This window comes from Clostridium facile, from assembly GCF_014297275.1.
Lineage (GTDB): Bacteria > Bacillota > Clostridia > Oscillospirales > Ruminococcaceae > Massilioclostridium > Massilioclostridium facile.
In genome coordinates this window covers 1,787,484-1,810,931 of the sequence record NZ_JACOQK010000001.1, presented here as the reverse complement: position 1 = coordinate 1,810,931, position 23,448 = coordinate 1,787,484, and the positions used below count along the sequence as shown (strand labels likewise).

Sequence of the window (23,448 nt, the reverse complement as noted above, 5' to 3'; positions counted from 1 at the left end):
TCCATCACCTCTTATAGGGGTTCAGCTGTTGAATAGCTCCTTTTAAAAGCTGTGCAATCCACCCGTTGAACTGGTGGCCTCGGCTTTTTCAATTTATGGCTTGTGTCAAATAAAAATCTATTTTGAACGTGTAAAATAAATTGAGTGTGAACAATAAATAACATTTGAACGCATTTTTAAGTATAATATATGCTGAAAGGAATGTTCTAATTTAACTATTTAAATAATTACCATAAAATACAATTTTTCCGTAGTATATCATATCATTTTTCTATTATCCATTTTTCGACAAAAATTGACTTTTCAAACGATATCTGTTATGCTAAAAATAATTAGAAGAAAAAGGAAGGATATAAAATGAAGAAGTTATATTTGTTATTGTGGACAATTGTATTACTATTTATGTTAGGAGGCTGTTCTTCTACCTATACTGTAACCAAGGGTGATTCTATATTTACAGTAGATGTAAACAATAGTACTATCTCAGAGGGCACTAATATCTATCAATATACCATTTCCGGAAATTCTTATGGTTATTATGATATCAAGATTATATATCCAAATGGTTCTTCTTACTGGTGGGAGGGTTCAAGCAGTAGTGGAGCTTCTGGATGGAGCGAAGGTTATGATCAAAACCGTTATGTTGACGGTAGTACGTTGTGTGATATTTTAGTTGAAAGGGAGGAGAAAATAGATGGATCTCATTATGGATGGATTATTTTACCATTCTTAGTTGGGGGTATTTTTCTTACATTTTTTCCTAAAAAGGTTTGGTATTTACGATATGGATGGCACTTTAAAGAGGTTCAACCCTCCCAGCTATCTTTGGAGATAAGCCGTGCCATTGGTATTTTTTTAATGTTTATCGCCTTTATTCTGCTTATCATACGAATTTTTCAAATAATAAAATATCTGTAAAATTTCATGATCGAAAAACAAAATGTTTCTTTAGTTTCACTGAAAATAGCCAAATGGACAATGGAAATCTATAATAACTATATGATGAAAAAGAGCTAGGTATTTTAATACCATGCTCTTTTTTGTTATAAGCGGTTGAAAGACATCTATTGAAGATTTTTCGTGTAGATGAATCGATAATATAAAAATTATCGTGTTAAACTCTGTTGTATCAGGATAGAAAGATTCAATATACAGGGATTACCGATTAGAAGGCTTTTTTGATTCAGCTCCTCCATCTTTTTTATTTTCCTTTTTCGGAAAAAAGAGTTCCTTGATTCCTAAAATAAGGATGAACCCTGCAAATAATTTGGAAAGCCATTCTACAGGAATATGAAATGCAATAAAACTTCCTACTAATACTCCTATAACTCCCCATAAGATAGCCGGTAGTAATGGCTTTTTTTCAATAAATCCGTTTTTTGCGTGAATAATAAGGGATAACGCAGCAATTGGTAGGAAAAAAACCAAATTAACCCCTTGTGCTTGCATTTGCCCAGCGTTGGCAACTGCAGTCAGGTATAATAGCAATACAAAACCGCCTCCCAGCCCTAAGGAAGCAGCTACACCGGATAAAAAACCGACAATAATTGTTAGGATCATTTTAAAAATAATCGGATGGCTGATATTACCATTACAGCACCAAAACAACGTTTCAAGATTGCTGTTGGAATTTTTTTCATAAATAGGGAACCAGCCAAGGCTCCGGCAAATCCATAGGGCAGATAGGACCAAGCCAGAGAAAAATCAATACTACCATTTTGAAAATACAATAAACTGCTTATCAGTGACAGAGGAGCGATAATGGCAATGGAGGTTGCGTGGGATTTCTTAGTGTCAATCCCAGCGTGTTCTAGCAAAGGAACAACTGCAACCCCTCCTCCAGCGCCAAATAGCCCATTCAGCAAACCTGCTATGGCCCCTGTCAGACAAAAGAAATGTTTTTTCATAAAATCCCTCAATCATTTATGCAACAAAATAAAAAGCCTGCTGCGAATAGTATTTCACAACAGGCTTTTTTTATGTATACTGTAATTCGACAAATAACAGGGATAAACGAAACACTTCTTATAAAAAGATAAAAATGATGATTAGTACGCTGTACTAGTAGATAAAACAAAAGAGGAATTTTGGCTTTTTGTAATCTAAAACTTCGTAATAAATAATCCTAAGAAAGAGAAATTTGGCATAATAGAAACTTTAATAGCTATATAGTAAAAATTATATTTTGATTAGATATTGCACTACATAGGAGGCTAAACAGTAACCAGCTACTGGAGGACAAAAAGAGATACTGCCGGGGGAATGTTTCCCATGAGAAGAATCTACCACAATGGTTTGGGGAAATTCTGTGGAATAGACAACAGCTTGGTGTAAAATACCACGTTTTTTTAGCTCTCTCCGCATTACACGTGCCAAAGCACAACCGCATCCAGCTGTATCAGATATATCTCCAATCTGAAATTTAGATGGATCTATACGATTTCCTGTTCCCATAGACATCACTAGGTTTACATTGCGCTTTTGGCATTCCACTGCTAAATCCAATTTAGATGTGACGGTATCAATGGCATCTATTACAAAATTTGGTTGGAATTGAAACAGAAGTTCCCGGGTATCTGCCTGGTAAAAGGTTTGATGTACCGTTAATTTGCAATCTGGATTAATATTTTGTAGCCTTTGGGCAGCAGCAAGGCATTTTTCTTGACCTACTGTTTTTGTTGTAGCAAATAACTGACGGTTGATATTTGTAATATCCACAATATCATGGTCCATTAACAGAATATTTCCAACTCCAGCACGGCAAATTGCCTCTGCAGCGGCTCCTCCGACTCCTCCTAGCCCCAGGATAGCTACTCTTGCTTGTTGCAACCTTTGGGTTTGTTCTGTCCCGATTAACGCTTCAGTTCTGGATAACCAGTGTTCCATACAATTATCCCTTTCTGTTTTTTTGGTATAAAAAATAACCACCTTGCCGTCGTACAGGATGAAAAACCCGTGCCATAGCAACAGGTGGGTGTCCTCCTTCTTGTTTCGCGCTCCCTTCTTCCGCCAAAGCGGGAGGTCTGCAATCCACAAGAAGAGCCTAGACTCCCAATTCATAAGTGTTGGATTAATAAAACTGTACAAACGTGACAAGGCAGTCACTAATAGTATTATAACATTTTATTTGAAAAATTCAAGAAGAATTTTTTGTTTATTCTTCCTCATCGTCTTCAAACATTTCTGTAATTCGTTTCATAAAAATTTCGCCAATGCGGTCATATTCCTCATCATCGTCGATGGTTGCCATCATTTCCTCACCGTCTACTACTTCATTGCGCAGAACGATTAACTGGCCGTCATCGTTGAGCATATCCTCTGGATTTTCATAGTATGGCATCATTGCATAATATTTTTGCCCATCTAATTCGATACTATCAATCATTTCAAATACAACTTCATTGCCTTCTTCATCTTCTAGCGTATAAATATCTGGTGTATATTCCTGTTGTTCCATATTAGAACACCCCTTTCAAGATCGCTATAGTTATTTTACCCTGAGTGAAAGGGAAAGTCAATGTATTTTTTAGGTGAAGGAATACAAATATGATAAATTTACAATATAGCTTAAATTTGTGAAAAGAATGACAATTAAAATAAAAAGAATAAAGTTTTTTTAAAAAACCTATTGACATTGCACGAACATGGTGCTATACTATAGACATAGAGAATAACCCAATACCAAAAAGGAAGAAGGGTGATACCAATGAATGGTGAAGAAATTCCAGGCTCACAATTGAATAGGTATTCCCATATGAGAAAGAGGCTAAGCTGAAAGAAGCGGGAGTTGTAGAAAAACGCCAAAGCGCAATAAGATTTTTTCCAACCCGAAGTGAATGAACTACAAAAAAGAAGCATAGCTGTTATTGAGAATCAGATTGATTTGCTGAGGGGTTATTTTATTAGTATTTCATAAGGAAACTTGAGAGATACGGCTTTTAAAGAGTTAAAAGCAATTTAAAAAAATTCAGCAAACAAGAAATTTAAATATATATCATTGTATATAGATATGGTGAGTGCCTATAGAAACTGAACATTTTAATTGTAAAGCAATTAGGGTGGGAGGTACACAGAGGAGATTTTCCTCAACTATCTTGTTATTTACAGTAAAATAGAAGATTCGAGAAAAAGTGCAGAAATAAAGATTGATGTACTGTAATTGAAAAAGCTGTAAAAGGATAGAATATATTATAAATTAACGAGGTTAGGCCAATGTGCTAACAAGACGAGATAAGATATTGTAACAGTAAGTATGATCTACTGAAAAGAACAATATCGTTCATGAAGGATCGGCAAGTAATACGCTCAATAGAATTATGAGGGTTATGCCAATGTACTAGTTATCTTTAAACGCAGTATCATAAGATATAGTTTGAACTGTTATTTGAGTGTTCGATTAAAGTAATTACAAGTTTATTGAAGATAGAATAATTTGTTTTAATTGGTTACATTTAGAAGTAAAGGAAAAGGTACAGTCCCATGAAATAAGAACTTATGTATAAAACAGCGTTTGTTTTATACTCCCCATAAAAACTAACTGAAGATATAACAGTTGGTTTATTACAAAGTAGTGATACATTGTAATACAAATTAATATTTAGGGGATAGTCCAATGTAATAGGTAAGCCTGTTAAAAAGGTTAAAACAGACAGAAACCTAATTATCTGAACTTATGATAAATTATTAGGGAATCAGGTGTAATGATTTTTTAATAAAACTTATAATTGTTAAAAAATGGTTATAAGTAAATCATATCTGGAAGATAATAACTGGTATTAGAGAGAAAGAGATAGGAACAAAAACTATAATCAATTCTTAATAATAAAAAAGTTATTTGGAGTGAGACCACCAGACTAAATTAGAATAGATAACGAGGTTTTAAAAATTGAATATTGAAATTATACATTAAAAGCACCACGGAAACTGTCTGTGGTGCTTTTAAATTTTCATATATTTTTTTGAAAACTGATAGTTGTACTTTAAAAACAAACCGATTTTTATTTATTGAAAATTACTAATTTCTATGCTATAATTTTGGTAAAAGATAAAAAATTCGGCGGTAGATAGGAGAACCAATATGGTAAAAGCTGTATTTTTTGATGTAGATGGAACCTTAGTAAGTTTTCAAACGCATAAAATGTCAGATTCCACTTTATATGCGTTACATGCCATGAGGGAGCAGGGAATTAAATTAATTGTTTCCACTGGAAGGCATAAATCCCAATTATTTAGTATTCAAGAATTTGAGTTTGACGGTTATATTACCTTAAATGGCCAGTATTGCTTTGTTGATGATCAAATCATTTATAAAAATTGTATTCCAAAAAAGGATATTCAAACCATTGTACAGATGTTAAAAAGAAAACCTTTTCCTTGTATCTTTGGAGCACAGAAAGACCTTTTCTTAAATTATGAAGATGATGAGGTGCGTTTCATTCATCAATCTGTGAATATTTCACCTCCACCAATCTGTCCCGTGGAAAGGGCTTTACAGGAAGATATTTTTCAAATTGTTCCATATATTCATCCAGAACAGGAAAAAGAATTTATGTCCCATCTACCTCATTGTAATGCTACGCGCTGGAATCCATTGTTTATTGATGTTGTTCCAAAAGGAGGAAGTAAAGCTTTAGGAATTCAAAAAATGTTAGAGTATTTTAATCTTACTGGAGCGGAAACAGTCTCCTTTGGTGATGGAGGAAATGACGTGGAAATGGTGCGGATGACTACCATTGGTGTTGCTATGGGCAATGGCGGTGAAGACGTAAAACAGGCTGCTGATTATATAACAACTTCGGTAGATGAAGATGGTATTTATAATGCTTTGGTACATTATAATGTGATTCCACCAAAAAAATAATATTTTTAAATTATTGGAACCAATGAATATTATTGGTTCCTTTTTATATTTTCAAAATTATTTTTATCCTATAACCAAATATTTTAGAAAATTGTGATTTTAATATATCGATAAATTAGAATGTCAAAATTTTAATATTATTTTATAATGATAAAAAACAATATTAAAGGGATAGGAAGGATTAAAATTAAAAAACAAGCAAATGATGAATTGATGAATGAGAATCTACTTTAAGAAAATAAATAAGAACAAAAAGCTGTCCTTTTTAGGACAGCTTTTTGTTCTTTATCTGATGTCATTGTGGTTTATCTATCTCTGGTTGGTCTTTGTCTGTCATTACCTCTTTAAAGGTTGTGGCCAAACCTGCCAATGATTGCAATTCACTTGGAATAATAATTTTAGTTGCTTTTCCATCAGCAGCTTTTGTAAAGGCTTCTAATGCCTTTAAGGTTAAAACTTGGTCAGAAGGATTGGATTCAGACAATACACGTAAACTTTGTGCCAGTGCGTTTTGTACCATTTCAATTGCTTGTGCCTGACCTTCTGCTTCACGGATGCTTTGTTCTTTTACAGCTTCCGCATGTAAAATTAAAGCTTGTTTTTCAGCCTGCGCACGCAATACCTCAGATTCTTTTTGAGCTTCTGCTCGTAAAATCTGGGATTGTTTTTCCCCTTCTGCTACAAGGATCTCACTTTTTTTACGTCCTTCTGCCTGTAAGATAGATTCACGGCGTTCCCGTTCCGCTTTCATCTGTTTTTCCATTGCGTCTTGAATCTCGCGTGGTGGAATAATATTCTTTAATTCCACACGGTTTACCTTGATTCCCCATTTATCCGAAGCAACATCCAAAATAGAAGTAATTTTGCTGTTGATGATATCACGGGAGGTTAATGTATGGTCTAATTCCATTTCACCAATAATATTACGCAAAGTAGTCGCTGTCAAATTTTCAATTGCAGAAATTGGATGCTCTACGCCGTAAGTATAAAGTTTTGCATCGGTAATTTGAAAAAATACCACAGTGTCAATCTGCATTGTAACATTATCTTTTGTGATAACAGGCTGTGGTGGAAAATCAATTACATGTTCTTTCATGGAGACTTTGGCTCGCACTTTATCCAAAAATGGAATTTTAAAATGCAAACCAGTGACCCATGTAGAATGGTATGCGCCTAAACGTTCCATTACAAATACTTTTGCTTGCGGAACAATTTTAATACAGGAAACTAAAATAATCAATAAAATAATAACAATTGCTAATACAATCAATACACTCATAGGAATTGGCATAATATCATTCTCCTTTTTATTATTGTGTTATATTCTCAATATCTACAACGAAAAGCTCACTCCATCCAAACCATCAGGGCCCATTAACTTTTATTGGTTTTCTGGCTGTTGGTTTTCATAATCTTCTGGCATCGCTACATGTACAATTAGTTTTACTCCTTCAATACGCCGTACTACTACGTTTGTTCCAACTTCCAGATGGGTGCCATCTATACTGCGGGCACTCCAATCCTGTCCATCTATTTGAACTCGTCCTTGTTCCTTAAAATTATCGACAGGTTCTAAAATATAACCAATTTTTCCAATTAAACGGTCGGCATTGGTAGGCTCTATTTTTTTGTTTAACAGTCGTTTTGCCAATGGCCTTGTTGCCAACAACGCTAAAATAGAAATTAAAATAAAAATGACAATTTGTAACCATAGTGGTAAGCCAAAAATAGCGGCAACAAAAGCAACTAAGCTACCTAAGGCAAACCAGATGGATACAAGTTGTGGGGTTAATGCTTCAATAATTGCGAATACAACAAAAGCGATACCCCATACGATTAAATATGTAACCATAAAAAAACCTCTTTAAAATTTACAAAATCAATCAATTCTATTTTTACCAAATTGTATCATAATACTCCTCTATAAATGAATTAAGATTAGCATAGAGAATCAATACTCTTTTTCATTTGTAAGATAGTAAATGAAATAGAATAGAATTTGTTTTATAAACCATTGTATTGTTAATGGACATAAACAAAATAGTGTTTCATTTATTTTTTATATTAGTTATTATAACAAATTTAAAGCAAAATAACAATTACAAAACTATAACAAATTATTGAGATTCATGACAACAATAGTAACTATCCATCGAATCTTACGAATCAACAATATTTTCCAATAAAAGTTTTTATAATAGGGGGTAATAGTAACATACTCCTTGATAAAACAGGCAATCTACTCCTTGTATACTCTATTTTATGTGTCAACTATCTTTAAAATTCCTGTTATTTATCTAGGGGAAGTAAAAAATAATGGAGGTTATTATGAAAAGCAGTTCAATCATCAAAACCCGCTCCCTTGATTTGCTGCAAGGCTGCGCTGTTGGATTTTTATCGGCGCTATTATCCAACGCGAGGGTATTAGGGTCGTTTTCCCCCTTTGGGATATCTTTTGCAGCAGCTATCCCAAAAGAGTACAGCCTTTTTTCTTTAGCTGGTAGTGCTTGTGGCTATGTGATCTTCGGTGGGATTACCGATAACAGCAGCTATATTGCAGCGCTATTGTTGGTAACTATTTTTAAATTTTTTATTCATTTAAAAGGACATACAGCAGAAACAGATTCGGTTATCCAAGGTGTCATTGCTTCCGTTTCTTTGTTGACGACAACTGTTATTTCCATTGTATTACATCCTGTTTCTACCATTACCATTTTGCTAAAAGGGTCTGAAGTCTTATTATGTGGCAGTATGGCCTTTATGGTGAGTATGGTTGTGCATTCGTTATCATCACCTTCCCACGAATACAGATTTGTGGAAAAAGCCAGTTTCGCTATTTTATGTACGATTACCTTCCTTTCTCTTGCCCCTTTGGAACTATGGAACTTTCGGATAGCCAGAATTATAGGGATTATCTGTATCTGTATTGGCATGTACTGGATTGGCTATGCTGGTGGTGTGTTAGTAGCCATTTTATTTACGATTGCAATGACACTTTATGATACTAACTTAGCGGTTAGTTCTGGCTGTTTAATTGTAGCGGCATTTATTGGAGGAGTATTCTGTCCATTAGGAAAGATTGCTCAGGTTACGATGTTCATTGCTTCTGCTACGTTTTCTGCGGTAGTGTTGGGGGTAGAACAGGTTACAACATTGGATATGGTAGAGGTTTTATTGGGTTCCGCAGTGTTTTTCTTTTTTCCTGACAACATTTTGGACCGTTTATTCACGAAAGAAAAAATTCCAAAAGTACACCGTACCCATACGGATGGTATGACCTCAAAGTTAGAATTTATCGCGGACAGTTTAACAGACCTACAACATTCTATCGAAAAAGTTTCTAATCATATGGAAGCAGCAGCGGAAAATGATATTTTTCATATTTATACGAAAACGTCTGAAAGGGTTTGCAAAAACTGCGGGTTAAATACGTTTTGTTGGGGAGCGGCTTATGGGGATATGACACATGCTTTAAATAATCTAACAAAATTATTGCGTACCAAAGGTAAGGTAGAGAAGGATACAGCCCCCTTTTTCTTTCAGCAAAAGTGCTGCCAACCAGAAGAATTTTTGCAAGAGATCAATTTGGACTATAAAGAATTTTTGGCAAAGGAGGCAGCTACACGCCGGGTAGTAGAAGCGCGTTTAATGGCGATTAACCAGTTAGAAGGGATATCCGGTATGCTTTGTGAAATGAGCAAGGAACTATCCGATATAATTGCCAACGACCCAAAAGCTAATTTAGTAGTACAGGAGGCATTTCAGGAAATTGGCTGTCAGCCAAAAGAAATCCATTGTTATTATGATAAATATGACCGACTGTACTGTGATATTTATTTGGCACAACGTCCAGATGATTTCCATTTAGAACAGATTAGTGAACAATTAACGGAACATCTAAACCGTGAAATGGAACTCCCCAGTGTAGTATCTTCCGATTTATCCACAAAAGTATCTTATTTTGAGCGGGCAAACTTTCGGGTGGATTTTCATGCTTCTCAAATTTCAAACAACAATAATCGCTATTGTGGGGATAGCTTTGAGTATTTTATGGACAGTAAAGGATTTGCCCATATTATTTTAAGCGATGGAATGGGAAGTGGAGCCAGGGCCGCTGTGGACAGTACTATGACCTGTTCCATCGCGCGCAAATTGCTGCAAACAGGGTTTGGATTTGATGCCACGTTCCAATTGGTTAATCTGGCTTTTCTGGTAAAATCTAGGGAAGAATCTTTGGCAACCTTGGATGTATGCACCATCGATTTATATACAGGGATGGCGGAATTTGCGAAATCCGGTGCGGCAAGTTCTTTTGTGATGAGGAATGGGAAGGTAGTACGGATCGAGTGTTCCAGTTTACCAATTGGGATTTTGCAGGGGATCCAATATGACAAAGAGGAAATGAAGCTCAATCGTGGTGACTTGGTTGTTATGGTTTCGGATGGGGCATTAGCATCCGGTGAAGATTGGATTTCCTCTGAATTAGAACTGTATTCTCAATTATCCTCCAAGGAAATTTCCCAAAAACTATGCGCGGAGGCACAACGCCGTAGAATTGATGGCCATTCTGACGATATTACTGTAGTTGCAATCCGATTAAAAAAATAGGGAAAAAGATGAAAAAACACCCCTTCCTGGTTCTAGGGAGGGGAGAAGTCAGTTAAATTTGATCCAGTAATTCCTGTAGTTCTAAAATAGTTTCAACTTGATAAGTAGCGCCTGCTTGGGATAACTCGCCAGGTTGCGCATAACCGTATCCAACTCCAATCGAGTTTAAGCCGCATTTCTGTGCCCCCAGGATATCATAGCAACGGTCGCCAACCATAATAGCTTGTTTGAATTGCTCTGGGTTTAATTGTAGCTGTTTTAATGTTTCCTGAATAACATCCTCTTTTTTACTGAGAGTTCCATCCAATGTACTTCCCACAATAACAGAAAAATATTTTGTCAAATCAAAATGGTCTAAAATCTGCTCCGTAAAAATTTGTGGTTTGGAAGTTGCGATCGCTAAAGTTTTGCCTTTATTTAACAAATGCTGTAACAACTCTGGAATTCCATCATATAGTTTATTTTCAAAAATACCCTGATTTTTAAAACGCTCTCGGTATTTTTGGGTAGCAATGGATGCCTGTTCTTCGGTAAAATGGTAATATTGTTGGAACCCATCCATCAAAGGAGGTCCAATAAAAACAGTCAGCTGTTCTAAATCCGGTTGATCAATACCAAAATGCTGCAACCCATATTGGACGCATTTAGTAATCCCTTCTTTGGGGTCTGTTAAAGTGCCGTCCAAATCAAATAAAATGGTTTGATACATGTAAAAACCTCCTTATATCAATTATCAACAGTATAGCATACTTCCTATCAAGAAACAATATTTTTACTAGAGGGCTCAGAAGAAAATTTTAATCCATAGAAAAAAACAGGATTGATATCAATCCTGTTTTTTTTCATAGAATAATACTACGAATTCCCAAAGGAACAAAAAAGAGTTATTGTATTTAGGAACAATAACTCTTTTTAGGGGAATTATGTAGCATTCCCCAAACCAAAACTAACGGATAATGCGTTGTTTACATTGTTCATACTGCTGGCATCCAGTTCCCCTGTTTTTTCTTTTAAACGGCGTTTATCAATGGTGCGGATTTGTTCCAGCAATACAATGGAATCTTTTGCTAAGCCGCATTTTGACGCATTTAGTTCAATATGGGTGGGCAGATTTGTTTTATCTTTTTGGCTGGTAATGGCGGCTGCAATTACAGTAGGGCTATATCGGTTCCCAACATCATTTTGCACAATCAAAACCGGACGAATCCCGCCTTGTTCTGATCCAACGACAGGGCTTAGGTCAGCGTAATAAATTTCTCCCCTTTTTACAGACATTGATGTTCACTCCTATTAAAAAATTCTTGCATAAATAGTTTTGCCAACTTGCTGTGAAATAATCAATCCAACGAAAAAAGGGGAGGGTTTTTCGCATTAGCATCTGTCTTATTTTATGAATTCATATTGGAAAAGGTGACGGAAGAATTTGATCGATTCCATTCAAATAAAAGCAGTCCATTGAATGGTAAATTCTTTTTCTAATTTGATAATATTGGAATCATCTTTCATTTGTTCGGTACTTTGCGTTTTAGGTAAAAGTAGTTCTTAGGCAAGGATAATAAATTTTTTGGCTGATGCCAACCCTTTTAATTCTTTATTTTTGAAAAGACACAAAATAATAATATAGTTATTAAAATTCTTTTCTCAGTATTTCATGAGGAGGTTTAATTTCATTTGCAATGGTATGTTCTGTTAACTCAGATAGCAATTTTAGTTTCTTGTTGATGATAGGGCGCATACAATTTGGGACATGTTCCTGGTGTGCCCGATGGATCGCTACACATTCCTTACAATTTCCATGGTAACGGCAGGCCTTTTTACAGGGGCAATGATCCTTATTTTGATATTCTTCCCGAAACGCAGCGGCAAATTCTTCTTGAAGCTGGAGCCCTTGCTGCCGGTTTCCTCGGTGGAATTGTTCCATAGCGTCTATTTCTTTCTGATTTCCTTCAATTTTCATATCATAGCTCCTTTATTTTAAATGATATTTCAGGATAAAGTTAATACACATATGCTCAAAAAAGAAGAAAGAGGGATAGTAACTATCCCTCTTTCTTACATTAATCTAAGTGTTTTAATTTATGTGCGTATTTGCTATCCAAAGCATTTTGTTGTTCTGCTTGAGATTTGTATTTTGCTACAGCAGCAGTGGATTTTGCTACTGGTTGAAGGGTTCCTGCGCCAGCAACACATCCGCCTGGGCAACCCATCCCTTCTAGCAAGAATCCATTGCGTTTTCCTGCTTTTGCTAAGGTGAGCATTTTCTTACAGTTTTCCAAACCTTCTGCGTAGTCTACCTGTACTTCCCGATCAGGATCTATTTTTTTGATTGCTTCTACAACAGCGTTTGCAACACCACCACTTACAGCGAAGCCACGACCTGCACCTGTACCTTCATTCAATGGTTCATTGCCTTCCAGCAGGTTGAAATCAATATTCTTCGCTTCAAACATCCCCATAATTTCTTCAAAAGTCAATACAAAGTCAACATCACTGCGGATACTTCTTCTGGATGCTTCTAGTTTTTTTGCGGAGCATGGGCCAACAAATACCACTTTACAATCTGGATGTTCTTTTTTGATTAAACGTGCGGTCAGTACCATTGGAGTTAATGCCATGGAGATATAAGGCGCAAATTCTGGGAAGAGTTTTTTTGCCATAACAGACCAGGAAGGACAACAGGAAGTTGCCATAAATGGCTGTTCTTCTGGAACTTTCTTCAAGAAATCTTCTGCTTCTTCAATCGTACAAAGGTCAGCGCCAACAGCTACTTCTACTACATCGGCAAATCCCAGGTGGCGCATTGCGTCTTTGATTTTTTCAGGAGTTGCTTTTGGACCAAATTGTCCTAAAAATGCTGGGGCAACAGCGGCAATCACCTGGTCACCTTTTTTGATAGATTGGATTAACTGGAAGATTTGGCCTTTATCCGAGATAGCGCCAAATGGACAGTTTACAATACACATACCGCAGGATACACACAAATCATAATTAATTTGTGCACGGCCGTGTTCATCTGAGCCAATTGCGTTCATTCCACACGCTTTTGCGCAAGGACGTTCCATTTTTTGAATAGCACCATAAGGACAGACGGTTCTACAACGTCCACATTTAATACATTTTTCTTGGTCAATTACGGATTTTCCATGTGCGTCAAAGCTAATTGCCCCTTTTGGACAGACTTCGGAACATGGATGTGCTAAACATCCCTGGCATAAATTTGTCACTTCAAATTTCTTTTCCGGGCATTTGTTGCATGCAAAAGAGATAATATTTACCAGTGGAGGGTCATAATATTTTTCCGCAATTGCACTTTCAAAGATACCATCAGAGATTGGTTTGTTTTCATCTACTGGACGCAGTGGTAAACCAATACATAAACGCAGACGTTCCCCTACAATCGCACGTTCCAGGAAGATACTTTCACGGTAAGTAGCAATTTCGCCTGGAATAATTTTGTATGGCAGTTCTTCAATTTTTTTTGCGTAGTCTCCGCCTTCATAAGCCATACGGGCTACTTCGGTAAATACTTTACGGCGGATATCAGTTACAGATGTATAAATACCTCTCATGAAACAATTCTCCTTTTGCCTGTTAGTTTGTTTTTCATCGGCCAAAAATTGAGGACAATTTGCGCACAACAAGACCATTATCTATTATAGATAATACCATTTTTCTACCTTATTTTTCAATTGATTATCTTCCTAAAGATTGTCCTGTATCCATAGAAAATAATAAGAAAAATACACAAAAAATTTGCTGATTTTTCTTGTGTTATCACAAAATAAAATGCAATAAGCCAAAATATTCAATATTTTTTTGTGATAATTGCAGAATTTAGAATAATTTTTTTGGTGTTTTATCAATTTAGCATTTTTATTGACAAATAAAAAAACCAGTGCTACAATAAATTTAAAAATAAATAGAATATAAGCCGGGGAGCTTGTGATAGCAGGCTGAGAGGAAGTCATCAACTTCGACCCATAACCTGATTTGGATAATGCCAACGTAGGGATGTTGCGGAATGATAAAATTGCGGAATATGCTGGTGGCATATTCCGTTTTTTGTTTGTCTGGATCGGATCGGCTGTGTTCAAAAGGAGTGTTTTTATGAATTATCAAATTAAAAAACTAACAACTGCGGCTGTATTGATTGCGTTAGGGGTAGTCTGTTCCGCATTTTACATCCCGGTAGGCGCGTCAAAATGCTTTCCAGTACAGCATGTTGTCAATGTAATTGCAGGGGTAACACTGGGACCTGCCTATGGATTTGGCATGGCATTTGCCACTTCGTTAATCCGTGTTTTATTAGGAACAGGAAGTTTACTTGCTTTTCCAGGTAGCATGGTAGGTGCCTTGCTTTGTGGGATATTGTATCAGTATTTTGGTAAAAAGCTTTATTTGGCCTATATTGGGGAAGTATTTGGCACTGGTATTTTAGGTGCTTTGGTAGCTTATCCAGTAGCTACACTAATCATGGGGCAAGAAGCAGCGGCATTTGCTTATGTGGTACCATTTTTGGTAAGCACAGCGGGAGGAGCTACCATGGCTTTTGTGTTATTATGTGCTTTAAAAAGGGCAAAAGTGTTAGAACGTGTGCAAGTTTCCCTTGGTACAGCAAAACAATAAATAGAGTAGGAAGGTGCGAAATATGCTAGAAGGAATCATCCAAAACGTACGGGAACGGGTTCCCTTAATCCATTGTATTACTAATTATGTAACAGTAAATGATGTAGCCAATATATTGCTGGCATGTGGAGGCTCCCCGATTATGGCGGATGACCAGCAGGAGGTAGAAGAGATTACTTCTATTTGCGCTGGATTGGATATTAATATCGGAACATTGAATTCCAGAACAATTTCCTCCATGCTTTTGGCAGGAAAACAGGCAAATCGGTTGGGACACATTACCGTATTGGACCCAGTAGGAGCCGGTGCTTCCCAATTGAGGACGAACACAGCAAAATCTTTATTAGAAGAAGTAAAATTTACTGTTATCCGTGGAAATAGTTCTGAAATCAAGACGATTGCGGCGGGAAAAGGCAATACCCAAGGGGTAGACGCCAATGAATTAGACGCTATTACCGAACAAAATCTCCCGCAAGCGGTTGAATTTGCCACGAAGCTGAGTGAAAGTACAGGGTCTACCATCGCCATTACTGGGGCGATTGATTTGGTATGTGATACCACCCAGGCCTATGTCATCCGGAATGGACATCCTGTGATGTCTAAAATTACTGGTACAGGATGTATGTTAACAGGGGTGATCGCGGCTTATTGTGCGGCGAATTCAGATAGGGTTACCGAGGCAACTGTTGCTGCGATTGCGGCAATGGGGCTGTGTGGAGAATTGGCTTATCAAAAAATATGTGAAACCAATGGTGGGACTTCTAGTTTCCGCACCTATCTAATCGACGCCATGAGTAAAATGGAAGATGATATCCTGAAAGGAGGGGCGAAAATTGAAGTTTACACCAGATGATTTATTATTATATGCGGTTACTGACCGAAGTTGGTTAGGGGACCATGATTTGGTGGACCAGGTAGAAGAAACTATTTTAGCGGGGACGACAATCGTCCAATTGCGGGAGAAAGAATTGTCGGATAAAGATTTCCTAGCAGAAGCAGTCAAGATTCAGTCCGTTTGCCAGAAACATAATATCCCGTTTATTATCAATGATAATCTGGAAGTTGCGATTGCTTGTGGCGCTGACGGCATCCATGTAGGGCAATCTGACCTGGCAGCAAACCAGGTACGGGAACGCCTTGGGAAAGATAAAATTATTGGTGTATCAGCCCAAACAGTGGAGCAGGCTATACTTGCAGAACAAATGGGGGCGGATTATTTAGGGGTTGGAGCTGTGTTTTCTACCTCTACCAAATTGGATGCCAGTGATGTTTCGTTTGATACCTTAAAGCAAATCTGCAAGGCGGTATCTATCCCGGTTGTTGCCATTGGAGGAATCAATGCCCATAATCTGTTGCAATTATCTGGAAGCGGAGTCAATGGAGTTGCAGTTGTTTCCGCTATTTTCGCCCAAAACGATATTTCGAAAGCCACAAGAGAACTGCGTCAATTGGCGGAAAAAATGGTAAAAGCATAATCTTTGTATGCAAGGAGGGCGTGATGAAAAAAATATTAACAATTGCTGGGTCCGATTGTAGTGGAGGCGCGGGGATACAGGCGGATTTAAAGACGATTACAGTACATAAACAATACGGAATGAGTGTAATCACTGCAGTTACAGCGCAAAACACATTAGGCGTTGTTTCTGTGTGGGAATGTCCTGTGGAAATAGTATCTCAACAGTTGGACTGTATTTTCCAGGATATCACACCGGACGCAGTGAAAATTGGGATGATTCCAAATCATGAAATCGCCCATGTTGTAGCCAAAAAATTAGTACAATACCATACAAGAAACCTAGTAATAGACCCTGTTATGGTTTCTACCAGCGGGAAAGCTTTGATGACCCAGCAGACAATACAGGTTTGTAAACAGGAATTATTTCCATTGGCAAAGCTGGTTACTCCTAACCTTCCGGAGGCGGAATACTTACTGGATACCGAAATCACAACCAGGAAGGAGATGGAAGAGGCAGCAGAAAGATTACATCATCAATTTGGTTCCGCAATCCTGTTAAAAGGAGGACACCTAGATGGGGACGCAGATGACCTGCTATACGATGGGGAGTACCATTGGTTTCATACCAATAGGATAAATAATCCAAATAATCACGGTACAGGCTGCACCTTATCTTCCGCTATTGCCTGCGGGCTGTCAGAAGGGATTGATTTGCAAAATAGCATTAAAAAGGCAAAACAATACTTGACCGGCACACTGTCCTCCAAGTTAAATTTAGGGCATGGAAACGGGCCATTAGACCATATGTATCCAATAAAATAGCAAAACAGGCAGAGAAATCCCTCTGCCTGTTTCTATTATGATAAGAACACCGTCTAGATTTTAAGATTATTCCCATATAATTGTATCTACTATTGTTTGGAATTCTTCTACTCCAATTTGGTCTTGGTATTTTGTTACAAAACCATTTTGTTCTTGGCAGGTAAGCGCTAATCCATTTGGAGAATTCCATAATACAAAACATGGCTGGCAGCTATTGCAATCTAATAATTCAGGGGGAACAGTATAATCATTGTGTGGATTGTACTGTTTTTCTTTTGAGATTTTAATCACCTGAGAAAACTCAATATTTTCTGGCAATTTTTCTTCCATTGTTCCACGTTCTGTTTGTACCATTTTACTGTTCATTACTTCAACCTCCCTGTGTGATTTTATCTAATTTTATTATCTTCCAAATTGGAAAAAAGATCAAGCAAAAAAAGAAAAAATATTTAACAATAATTCGTGAAGAAAATATAGCAAATTGACAAATAAATTTAAATAATAGTATATTCAACCATAATAGTACAGAATGTATTTTTATGGTTGTTTATACGTCCTTTAATTTTGTAGGATCACAAAAAATAATTTTTTATATTTGTACAAATAATATAAATTATATAATAAATGATTGAAAAATATAGAAATGAATGATATAATAAATAAAATAAATTTTTTCTTTATTACATGATTAAGGAGGCTTTGACTATGAATAAACAGGCAATTGAAATTAAATCTAGTATCCATGGAGATGTCATTATTTCCGCCATACCAGGACATTTTGTAACCAGCCATTCCCACATCAATTATTATATTGATATTACTAGGGTAAAGCACGACCATAATATGGCTAGAAATGCAGCCTTAAACTTTGCTGATTACTATTCCAGTACAACTTTAGTGGATACGATTATTTGTATGGATGGCAGTGAAGTAATTGGTAGCTTTTTGGCACGTGAACTGACCAAAACCTCCTATATGCAGATGAATTCCAGTAGTACAATTTATGTAGTAACACCAGAATTTAATACCAATGGTCAGATGATCTTCCGCGATAATATCCAAGATATGATTGCGGGAAAGAGAATATTGCTGCTAATCGCTTCGATTACAACTGGTAAAACAGCAAAACGTTCTTTGGAATGTTTGGATTATTATGGCGGTAATGTGATTGGAATTTCTGCTATTTTTAGCACAATGGATGAAGTACAAGATATTCCAGTAAAAAGTATTTTTCAAAAAGAAGATATTCCAGATTATCAAACCTACTCCTTCCGGGATTGCCCATTCTGTAAGGAAAACCATAAAATTGATGCTTTGGCTAATAGCTATGGTTACTCCAAAATTTAAAATTGAAAAATCCGTTTTATGGATTTATTAGCTGTATTCCTTGGTCGGTTTTACCTTTATGCAGTAAAATATCACTAGTTTTTTCATAAAATGGAGTATGTTGTTCGTTTTCAGTAAGGTATATCTTTTTGGATTTTGTCCATACTAAAGATACCATTCTGAAAAGGAGGCGCAACAAATGGATTGTCAAGCAAACCACAGCATCGGGTGTACAGTAGACCAATGTAAACACCATTGTTCCACTGAACCATATTGTAGTTTAAACAAAATTACAGTTGGTACCCACGAAACAAATCCAACGATGGTAGAATGTACTGACTGCCAGTCTTTTGAAAAAAAATAAAAATTCACGAAAAATATCCCGGTATTTTAGAATACCGGGATATTTTTTGTTTTCTTTTCGATTTTATTCCATCTAAAATAAATGATATACAAGTCTCTTAATTTTAAAGAAGCAAATCAATTACGGAAAGAAGATCATGGCTAGAGTATTTATTGTAAGCTATTTTTTTAGAATAATCTTTTATTTCCCTTTTTATTAAAAAAGGTTTATTTTCTATGATTTTATTTATTCTTTCTTCAACTAGATTTTTAGTTGAAAAAACTGTTTTGGTATTTTATAATAGTTACATCAATGATACTACATAATAACAAAAATCGAATTGGGGAAAAGATTTATGATAAAAATACCAAACCAAGTGATTACCCACGCAGGAAAATTCCATGCAGATGATGTTTTTTCTACTGCGTTATTGCAAATAATAAATCCCAATATTACAGTAACACGGGTATTTTCTGTTCCAGAAGATACAGATGCACTGATTTATGATATTGGATGGGGTAAATTTGACCATCATCAAAAAGATGCTGAAATTCGGGAAAATGGGGTTCCATTTGCAGCTTTTGGACTATTATGGCGCGAATTTGGAAAACAAGTATTAGAACAGGGTTGTACACCAGAGCAGGCAGAACAGGAACAACAACGTTTTGACGAGAATTTTATACAGCCATTGGATTTAGAGGATAATACAGGTTGTGGTCATCCTTTAGCGGACGCAATAGGTTTGTTTAACCCATCTTGGGATTCAAGTGAAAATCCAGATGATTGCTTTGTAGAAGCAGTACAGTTTGCTAAGACGATTTTACAGCATAAAATAGATTCGATTTTTAGTATATATCGAGCCAAATTATTGGTGGAATCCGCATTGAAAGAGGCACAAAACCATATTGTGATTTTATCAAGGTTTGCTCCTTGGAGATTGTATTTGGTAGGAAGTGATGCGGAGTTTGTGGTGTACCCTTCCCAACGAGGTGGATATAATGCGCAAACAGTACCGATATTAAATGATTCCAATATCAGTAAATTCGATTTTCCGGAGGAATGGGCTGGAAAGCCGGATCAAGAATTAAAACAGCTTAGCGGAATTTCTACCTTGCGTTTTTGCCATAATAACCGTTTTTTAGTAGCGACGGAAACATTAGAAGACGCGGTAAAAGCCTGTTTATGGACACAAAAGCATGAGCAGCCAAATTCGATAGAACAAGATTCTATCTAATAAAATGAAAAAAGGGAGCTTTTTGCTCCCTTTTTTCCATTTTAACGATACTATTTACTCTAAAATTAAACGGTGGATATCTAATTTTTTAAAGATTTATCAGACTGCTGCGCTTTGAGTTGTGCAATCTGTTTGGAAGAAAACCGATGCAACAGAATAACTGCGATGATTAAAAGGAGAAGTGAACTTCCTAAGGAAAGAAATACATTTGCTTTACTAAATCCAGCGATTAAATATCCAATTAGACAACAACATGCTACAGTAATAGCGTATGGAAGCTGAGTAGAAACATGTTGGATATGTTTACAGCCGGCCCCTGTGGAGGAAAGGATCGTGGTATCCGAAATAGGGGAGCAGTGATCACCAAAAACACTTCCAGCCAGTGTTGCAGATAATGAAACTACCATTAAATCTGGAGCAATCGAACTACAAATTGGTACTATAATAGGAATCAAGATTCCAAATGTACCCCACGCAGTTCCCATAGCAAAAGATAAAAAAGCTGCAACAAGAAATACTACTGCTGGTATTAATGCAGATGGTATGGAACTAGCTGCTACCAAATCCTTTACAAAATCCCCTGTCATCAATAAATCCTGGCAGACCCCACTAATGGTCCAAGCTAAAATTAATACAATAAAAGCGGGTACCATGGATTTTACACCTTTTGTAATCCCTTCCATAAAATTTTGGAAAGAAATAATTTTTCTGGGAATAAATAAAAGAAAAGCTATAATTAACGCACCAAACGCACCGATTACTAATGCTTCTGATGCATTACAATTCCCGAATGCCGCAGGAATAGAATGTAACGCAGGATCTCCACTCCAATAACCACCATTATATAGCATTGCGAAAACAGAAAAAATAATTAAAGCCAATACTGGAATTAACATGTCCCAAACGCGCCCTTTTGTAGAAACAGGGTATTCTTCTTCCAAATTATTGTCTACCACACCTGTATCTTCCTGCTGCGCAGCAAATTCAGCTTTTGCCATAGAACCAAAATCTAGATTAAACAGACATACCATTACAATCATAATTAAACTAAGAATTGCGTATAAATTATAAGGAATTGTCGCTACAAAAGCGGCCAAGTCACTTTCAAATTCTCCTGTAATGCGCAGATTGGAACCAACAGCTACTGCCCAGCTGGAAATGGGTGCGATAATACAAATTGGACCGGCAGTAGCATCAATAATATAAGCTAACTTAGCGCGAGAAATGCCGTGTTTGTCAGTTAATGGTCGCATTACAGTACCAACAGTTAAGCAGTTAAAATAATCGTCAATAAAGATACAAGCACCCAGTAGCGCAGTAGCTAGTAAAGAGGAACGTTTGGATTTTAATTTTTTACTAGCCCATTGCCCATAAGCACGGCTACCTCCTGCCATACCAATAACTACCACCAATGCACCTAACAACCCTAAAAATAACAGGATTTGTACATCCATGCGGTTAGCCATAAGCTTAAAACTTGTTTCCACAGTTCCTACTACAGGATTTCCTCCACTGTGGAGTACATAGATAAAACTTCCAGAAAGGATGCCAATTAATAAAGAAGAAATAACCTCTTTGGTGATAAGCGCCAGAATAATTGCGATAATTGGAGGTAAGATAGAGAGCCATCCTACAGAAATCGCTTGAAATTCCATGAAATCCTCCTCAATTAAGTCTTTATATTTCTTAATACATCAATACGTTACAAATTATTCATATTATACCAGAACTATAAAGTAGATTCAATTCTATTTGAGCAATTTTTCTTGTTTTTACTGTTATTATTTATATTAATATCAAATTAATTTTAAAATCAAGAAAATTTATACTATTTTGTAATAAATTTGTAGCAAACTTGTTATTATAAATTAGTGATTTTGACGTGACAAACGAAAATAAATATGCTATAATAAAAAAGCGGTAAATATAATTATAAAACAAGCCCTTTTCTGTTAAGTAAGAAAAGAGCTTGAGTGATTAAAAGTTTTCCCTATATTCGCTCGGGGTCATCTGTGTGGAACGTTTAAAACAACGGATGTAAGTTAACGGGTTTTGAAACCCAACCGCTGCCGCTACTGCATTAATGGGAAGTTTAGAATAAGAGAGTAGTTCCTTAGATTTATTGACTCGGAATTCGTTTACATATTGATGAATTGTGATACCGGTGTGTTCTTTAAATAATTTGCAAAAATAGTATTTAGAAAACGCCATTTTGTTACAGATAGTATCAACAGATAAATCTTCATGATAATGTTTTGCAATATAATTCATTGCATTATTGATACTTGTTTCCTGGACAGGGATAATATTTTTGCTTTTTACAATATCGAATGAAATCTCATATAGTTCCATCATAATATTTTGGATAATAGTATTTACTTGAATGTTGGAAAGGTTAGAGTCATCAAAAGAAATTTTGGATAAATCAATAAAGTAATCCAGCACATGGTTCATAGGATTCATTCGGATAATATTGGATTTATCTCGGATAATATTATAGTAGAATTTTGCGTGGGATCCATTAATTACTATATAAAAATATTCCCATTTTTCTGCGCTTATGCCTTTGATGTCAAAAGGAGAGCTACAAGCGTTTATTAACAAATCATCAGCTGCAAGATATTTTGAATCTGTGTTAATATATAGCCCAGCTACGCCAGAGATGGTATACAGTAATAAAATATCCGAGTGGGAATATTCTACATCAACAGAGAACCGTTTCGCATTACTATATCCATATTTTTTGATATAAAAAGGAAATCTTTTTGTATGAGGAGTAATTGTATTTTCTACTGTTATATGCTCTGTTGGAAATTTTCGTTTTTGACTTACCATAAGAATCCCTTTCCTTTTCAGAGATGGTATTGTATTTTAAAAATCTGTATATAAAAATAGATAAATTTGTATTTTGTTTCTAATAAGGAATTATTACATATTCCAAATAAAAAATCAAGTTGTTTTTAAAAATTCAAAAGTTCAATATTAGCATTATATACAAAATTCAGATAACAAATTAGTATAACAATATTAAAAGACAATGAAAAAGCAATTTTTGAATATAGAAAAGCAATATTTGATATTGAATTTAAGGCCATAACATTGTATTATTCAAACATGTTATTCAATTGAAAACAAACATTAAACAAAAAATTCATACTTGAGGGGGATTTTTC

At 35.9% G+C, this 23,448-nt stretch carries 23 protein-coding genes, 1 other RNA gene and 1 riboswitch; of the genes, 10 read left to right on the top strand and 14 right to left on the bottom strand.

Annotation, left to right across the window (positions count from 1 at the left end; all coding sequences use genetic code 11):
• Nucleotides 1-357 precede the first annotated feature (357 nt).
• Nucleotides 358-918, top strand: coding sequence for a DUF6199 family natural product biosynthesis protein (locus H8Z77_RS07525; protein WP_083256350.1), 561 nt, complete (start codon nt 358-360; stop codon nt 916-918).
• A gap of 240 nt (nt 919-1,158) precedes the next feature.
• Here H8Z77_RS07525 and H8Z77_RS07520 read toward each other — a convergent pair whose 3' ends face one another.
• From H8Z77_RS07520 to H8Z77_RS07500, 5 genes are all read right to left on the bottom strand, one after another.
• Nucleotides 1,159-1,560, bottom strand: coding sequence for a sulfite exporter TauE/SafE family protein (locus H8Z77_RS07520; RefSeq protein ID WP_186996640.1), 402 nt, complete (start codon nt 1,558-1,560; stop codon nt 1,159-1,161).
• Entirely contained in the window at nt 1,557-1,907 is a 351-nt protein-coding gene (locus tag H8Z77_RS07515; RefSeq protein WP_069987323.1) for a sulfite exporter TauE/SafE family protein, read from the bottom strand. Before H8Z77_RS07515 ends, H8Z77_RS07520 begins: the two co-directional genes overlap by 4 nt.
• Before the next feature lie 271 nt (nt 1,908-2,178).
• Complete coding sequence (locus tag H8Z77_RS07510) at nt 2,179-2,886, bottom strand: tRNA threonylcarbamoyladenosine dehydratase (protein WP_186996639.1); 708 nt, start codon at nt 2,884-2,886, stop codon at nt 2,179-2,181.
• A 31-nt stretch (nt 2,887-2,917) separates the two neighbouring features.
• Nucleotides 2,918-3,107, bottom strand: a non-coding RNA gene (gene ssrS, locus H8Z77_RS07505) — 6S RNA.
• A 47-nt stretch (nt 3,108-3,154) separates the two neighbouring features.
• The gene (locus H8Z77_RS07500) at nt 3,155-3,457 is read right to left on the bottom strand and encodes a DUF1292 domain-containing protein (RefSeq protein ID WP_069987322.1); all 303 of its coding nucleotides are present in this window, start codon (nt 3,455-3,457) and stop codon (nt 3,155-3,157) included.
• Nucleotides 3,458-5,077: 1,620 nt separating this feature from the next.
• On the opposite strand from H8Z77_RS07500, the gene H8Z77_RS07495 reads away from it, so the two are divergent.
• The gene (locus H8Z77_RS07495) at nt 5,078-5,860 is read left to right on the top strand and encodes a Cof-type HAD-IIB family hydrolase (protein ID WP_069987321.1); all 783 of its coding nucleotides are present in this window, start codon (nt 5,078-5,080) and stop codon (nt 5,858-5,860) included.
• Nucleotides 5,861-6,155: 295 nt separating this feature from the next.
• Here H8Z77_RS07495 and H8Z77_RS07490 read toward each other — a convergent pair whose 3' ends face one another.
• Together H8Z77_RS07490 and H8Z77_RS07485 are read right to left on the bottom strand one after the other, a co-directional pair.
• Nucleotides 6,156-7,139: an SPFH domain-containing protein gene (locus H8Z77_RS07490; RefSeq protein WP_069988000.1), complete on the bottom strand. Its 984-nt coding sequence runs from the start codon at nt 7,137-7,139 to the stop codon at nt 6,156-6,158.
• Between the two features lie 102 nt (nt 7,140-7,241).
• The gene (locus H8Z77_RS07485; protein ID WP_069987320.1) at nt 7,242-7,712 is read right to left on the bottom strand and encodes an NfeD family protein; all 471 of its coding nucleotides are present in this window, start codon (nt 7,710-7,712) and stop codon (nt 7,242-7,244) included.
• 476 nt (nt 7,713-8,188) lie between these two features.
• On the opposite strand from H8Z77_RS07485, the gene H8Z77_RS07480 reads away from it, so the two are divergent.
• Complete coding sequence (locus tag H8Z77_RS07480) at nt 8,189-10,468, top strand: SpoIIE family protein phosphatase (protein WP_186996638.1); 2,280 nt, start codon at nt 8,189-8,191, stop codon at nt 10,466-10,468.
• Nucleotides 10,469-10,520: 52 nt separating this feature from the next.
• On the opposite strand, the gene H8Z77_RS07475 is transcribed toward H8Z77_RS07480, so the two are convergent.
• The 4 genes from H8Z77_RS07475 to H8Z77_RS07460 all read right to left on the bottom strand — a co-directional run bounded on the left by H8Z77_RS07475 (nt 10,521) and on the right by H8Z77_RS07460 (nt 14,037).
• On the bottom strand, nt 10,521-11,177 hold the full coding sequence (locus H8Z77_RS07475) for an HAD family hydrolase (protein ID WP_186996637.1): 657 nt from the start codon (nt 11,175-11,177) through the stop codon (nt 10,521-10,523).
• A gap of 212 nt (nt 11,178-11,389) precedes the next feature.
• Complete coding sequence (locus H8Z77_RS07470; protein WP_069987317.1) at nt 11,390-11,743, bottom strand: type II toxin-antitoxin system PemK/MazF family toxin; 354 nt, start codon at nt 11,741-11,743, stop codon at nt 11,390-11,392.
• A gap of 352 nt (nt 11,744-12,095) precedes the next feature.
• Nucleotides 12,096-12,425 (bottom strand): LPS biosynthesis protein, encoded by a 330-nt coding sequence (locus H8Z77_RS07465; protein WP_186996636.1) that lies wholly within the window; start codon nt 12,423-12,425, stop codon nt 12,096-12,098.
• Between the two features lie 100 nt (nt 12,426-12,525).
• Nucleotides 12,526-14,037: a 4Fe-4S dicluster domain-containing protein gene (locus H8Z77_RS07460; RefSeq protein WP_069987315.1), complete on the bottom strand. Its 1,512-nt coding sequence runs from the start codon at nt 14,035-14,037 to the stop codon at nt 12,526-12,528.
• A gap of 353 nt (nt 14,038-14,390) precedes the next feature.
• A riboswitch (TPP riboswitch) is annotated at nt 14,391-14,497 on the top strand.
• A gap of 78 nt (nt 14,498-14,575) precedes the next feature.
• Here H8Z77_RS07460 and thiW point away from each other — a divergent pair.
• Genes thiW through thiD form a run of 4 tightly spaced genes read left to right on the top strand, consistent with a single transcriptional unit; the run spans nt 14,576 to nt 17,372 of the window.
• Nucleotides 14,576-15,094, top strand: coding sequence for an energy coupling factor transporter S component ThiW (thiW, locus tag H8Z77_RS07455; protein ID WP_186996635.1), 519 nt, complete (start codon nt 14,576-14,578; stop codon nt 15,092-15,094).
• A 22-nt stretch (nt 15,095-15,116) separates the two neighbouring features.
• Nucleotides 15,117-15,947, top strand: a complete 831-nt coding sequence (thiM, locus tag H8Z77_RS07450; RefSeq protein ID WP_186996634.1) for a hydroxyethylthiazole kinase — start codon at nt 15,117-15,119, stop codon at nt 15,945-15,947.
• A complete protein-coding gene (gene thiE, locus H8Z77_RS07445; protein WP_186996633.1) occupies nt 15,928-16,569 on the top strand; it encodes a thiamine phosphate synthase in 642 nt (213 codons plus the stop codon). The genes thiM and thiE overlap by 20 nt, the downstream gene beginning before the upstream one ends.
• 23 nt (nt 16,570-16,592) lie before the next feature.
• Nucleotides 16,593-17,372, top strand: a complete 780-nt coding sequence (gene thiD / locus H8Z77_RS07440) for a bifunctional hydroxymethylpyrimidine kinase/phosphomethylpyrimidine kinase (RefSeq protein ID WP_186996632.1) — start codon at nt 16,593-16,595, stop codon at nt 17,370-17,372.
• Between the two features lie 66 nt (nt 17,373-17,438).
• On the opposite strand, the gene H8Z77_RS07435 is transcribed toward thiD, so the two are convergent.
• Nucleotides 17,439-17,738, bottom strand: a complete 300-nt coding sequence (locus tag H8Z77_RS07435) for a hypothetical protein (protein WP_069987311.1) — start codon at nt 17,736-17,738, stop codon at nt 17,439-17,441.
• A 339-nt stretch (nt 17,739-18,077) separates the two neighbouring features.
• Here H8Z77_RS07435 and H8Z77_RS07430 point away from each other — a divergent pair, with 339 nt between their 5' ends.
• The 3 genes from H8Z77_RS07430 to H8Z77_RS07420 all read left to right on the top strand — a co-directional run bounded on the left by H8Z77_RS07430 (nt 18,078) and on the right by H8Z77_RS07420 (nt 20,275).
• Nucleotides 18,078-18,719: a phosphoribosyltransferase gene (locus H8Z77_RS07430; protein ID WP_069987310.1), complete on the top strand. Its 642-nt coding sequence runs from the start codon at nt 18,078-18,080 to the stop codon at nt 18,717-18,719.
• Between the two features lie 178 nt (nt 18,720-18,897).
• The gene (locus H8Z77_RS07425; RefSeq protein WP_069987309.1) at nt 18,898-19,062 is read left to right on the top strand and encodes a DUF1540 domain-containing protein; all 165 of its coding nucleotides are present in this window, start codon (nt 18,898-18,900) and stop codon (nt 19,060-19,062) included.
• A 334-nt stretch (nt 19,063-19,396) separates the two neighbouring features.
• Nucleotides 19,397-20,275 (top strand): MYG1 family protein, encoded by an 879-nt coding sequence (locus H8Z77_RS07420; RefSeq protein WP_207726003.1) that lies wholly within the window; start codon nt 19,397-19,399, stop codon nt 20,273-20,275.
• Between the two features lie 80 nt (nt 20,276-20,355).
• Here H8Z77_RS07420 and H8Z77_RS07415 read toward each other — a convergent pair whose 3' ends face one another.
• A complete protein-coding gene (locus H8Z77_RS07415) occupies nt 20,356-21,930 on the bottom strand; it encodes a Na+/H+ antiporter NhaC family protein (RefSeq protein ID WP_186996631.1) in 1,575 nt (524 codons plus the stop codon).
• 322 nt (nt 21,931-22,252) lie between these two features.
• On the bottom strand, nt 22,253-23,110 hold the full coding sequence (locus tag H8Z77_RS07410; RefSeq protein WP_069987307.1) for a helix-turn-helix domain-containing protein: 858 nt from the start codon (nt 23,108-23,110) through the stop codon (nt 22,253-22,255).
• Nucleotides 23,111-23,448 lie beyond the last annotated feature (338 nt).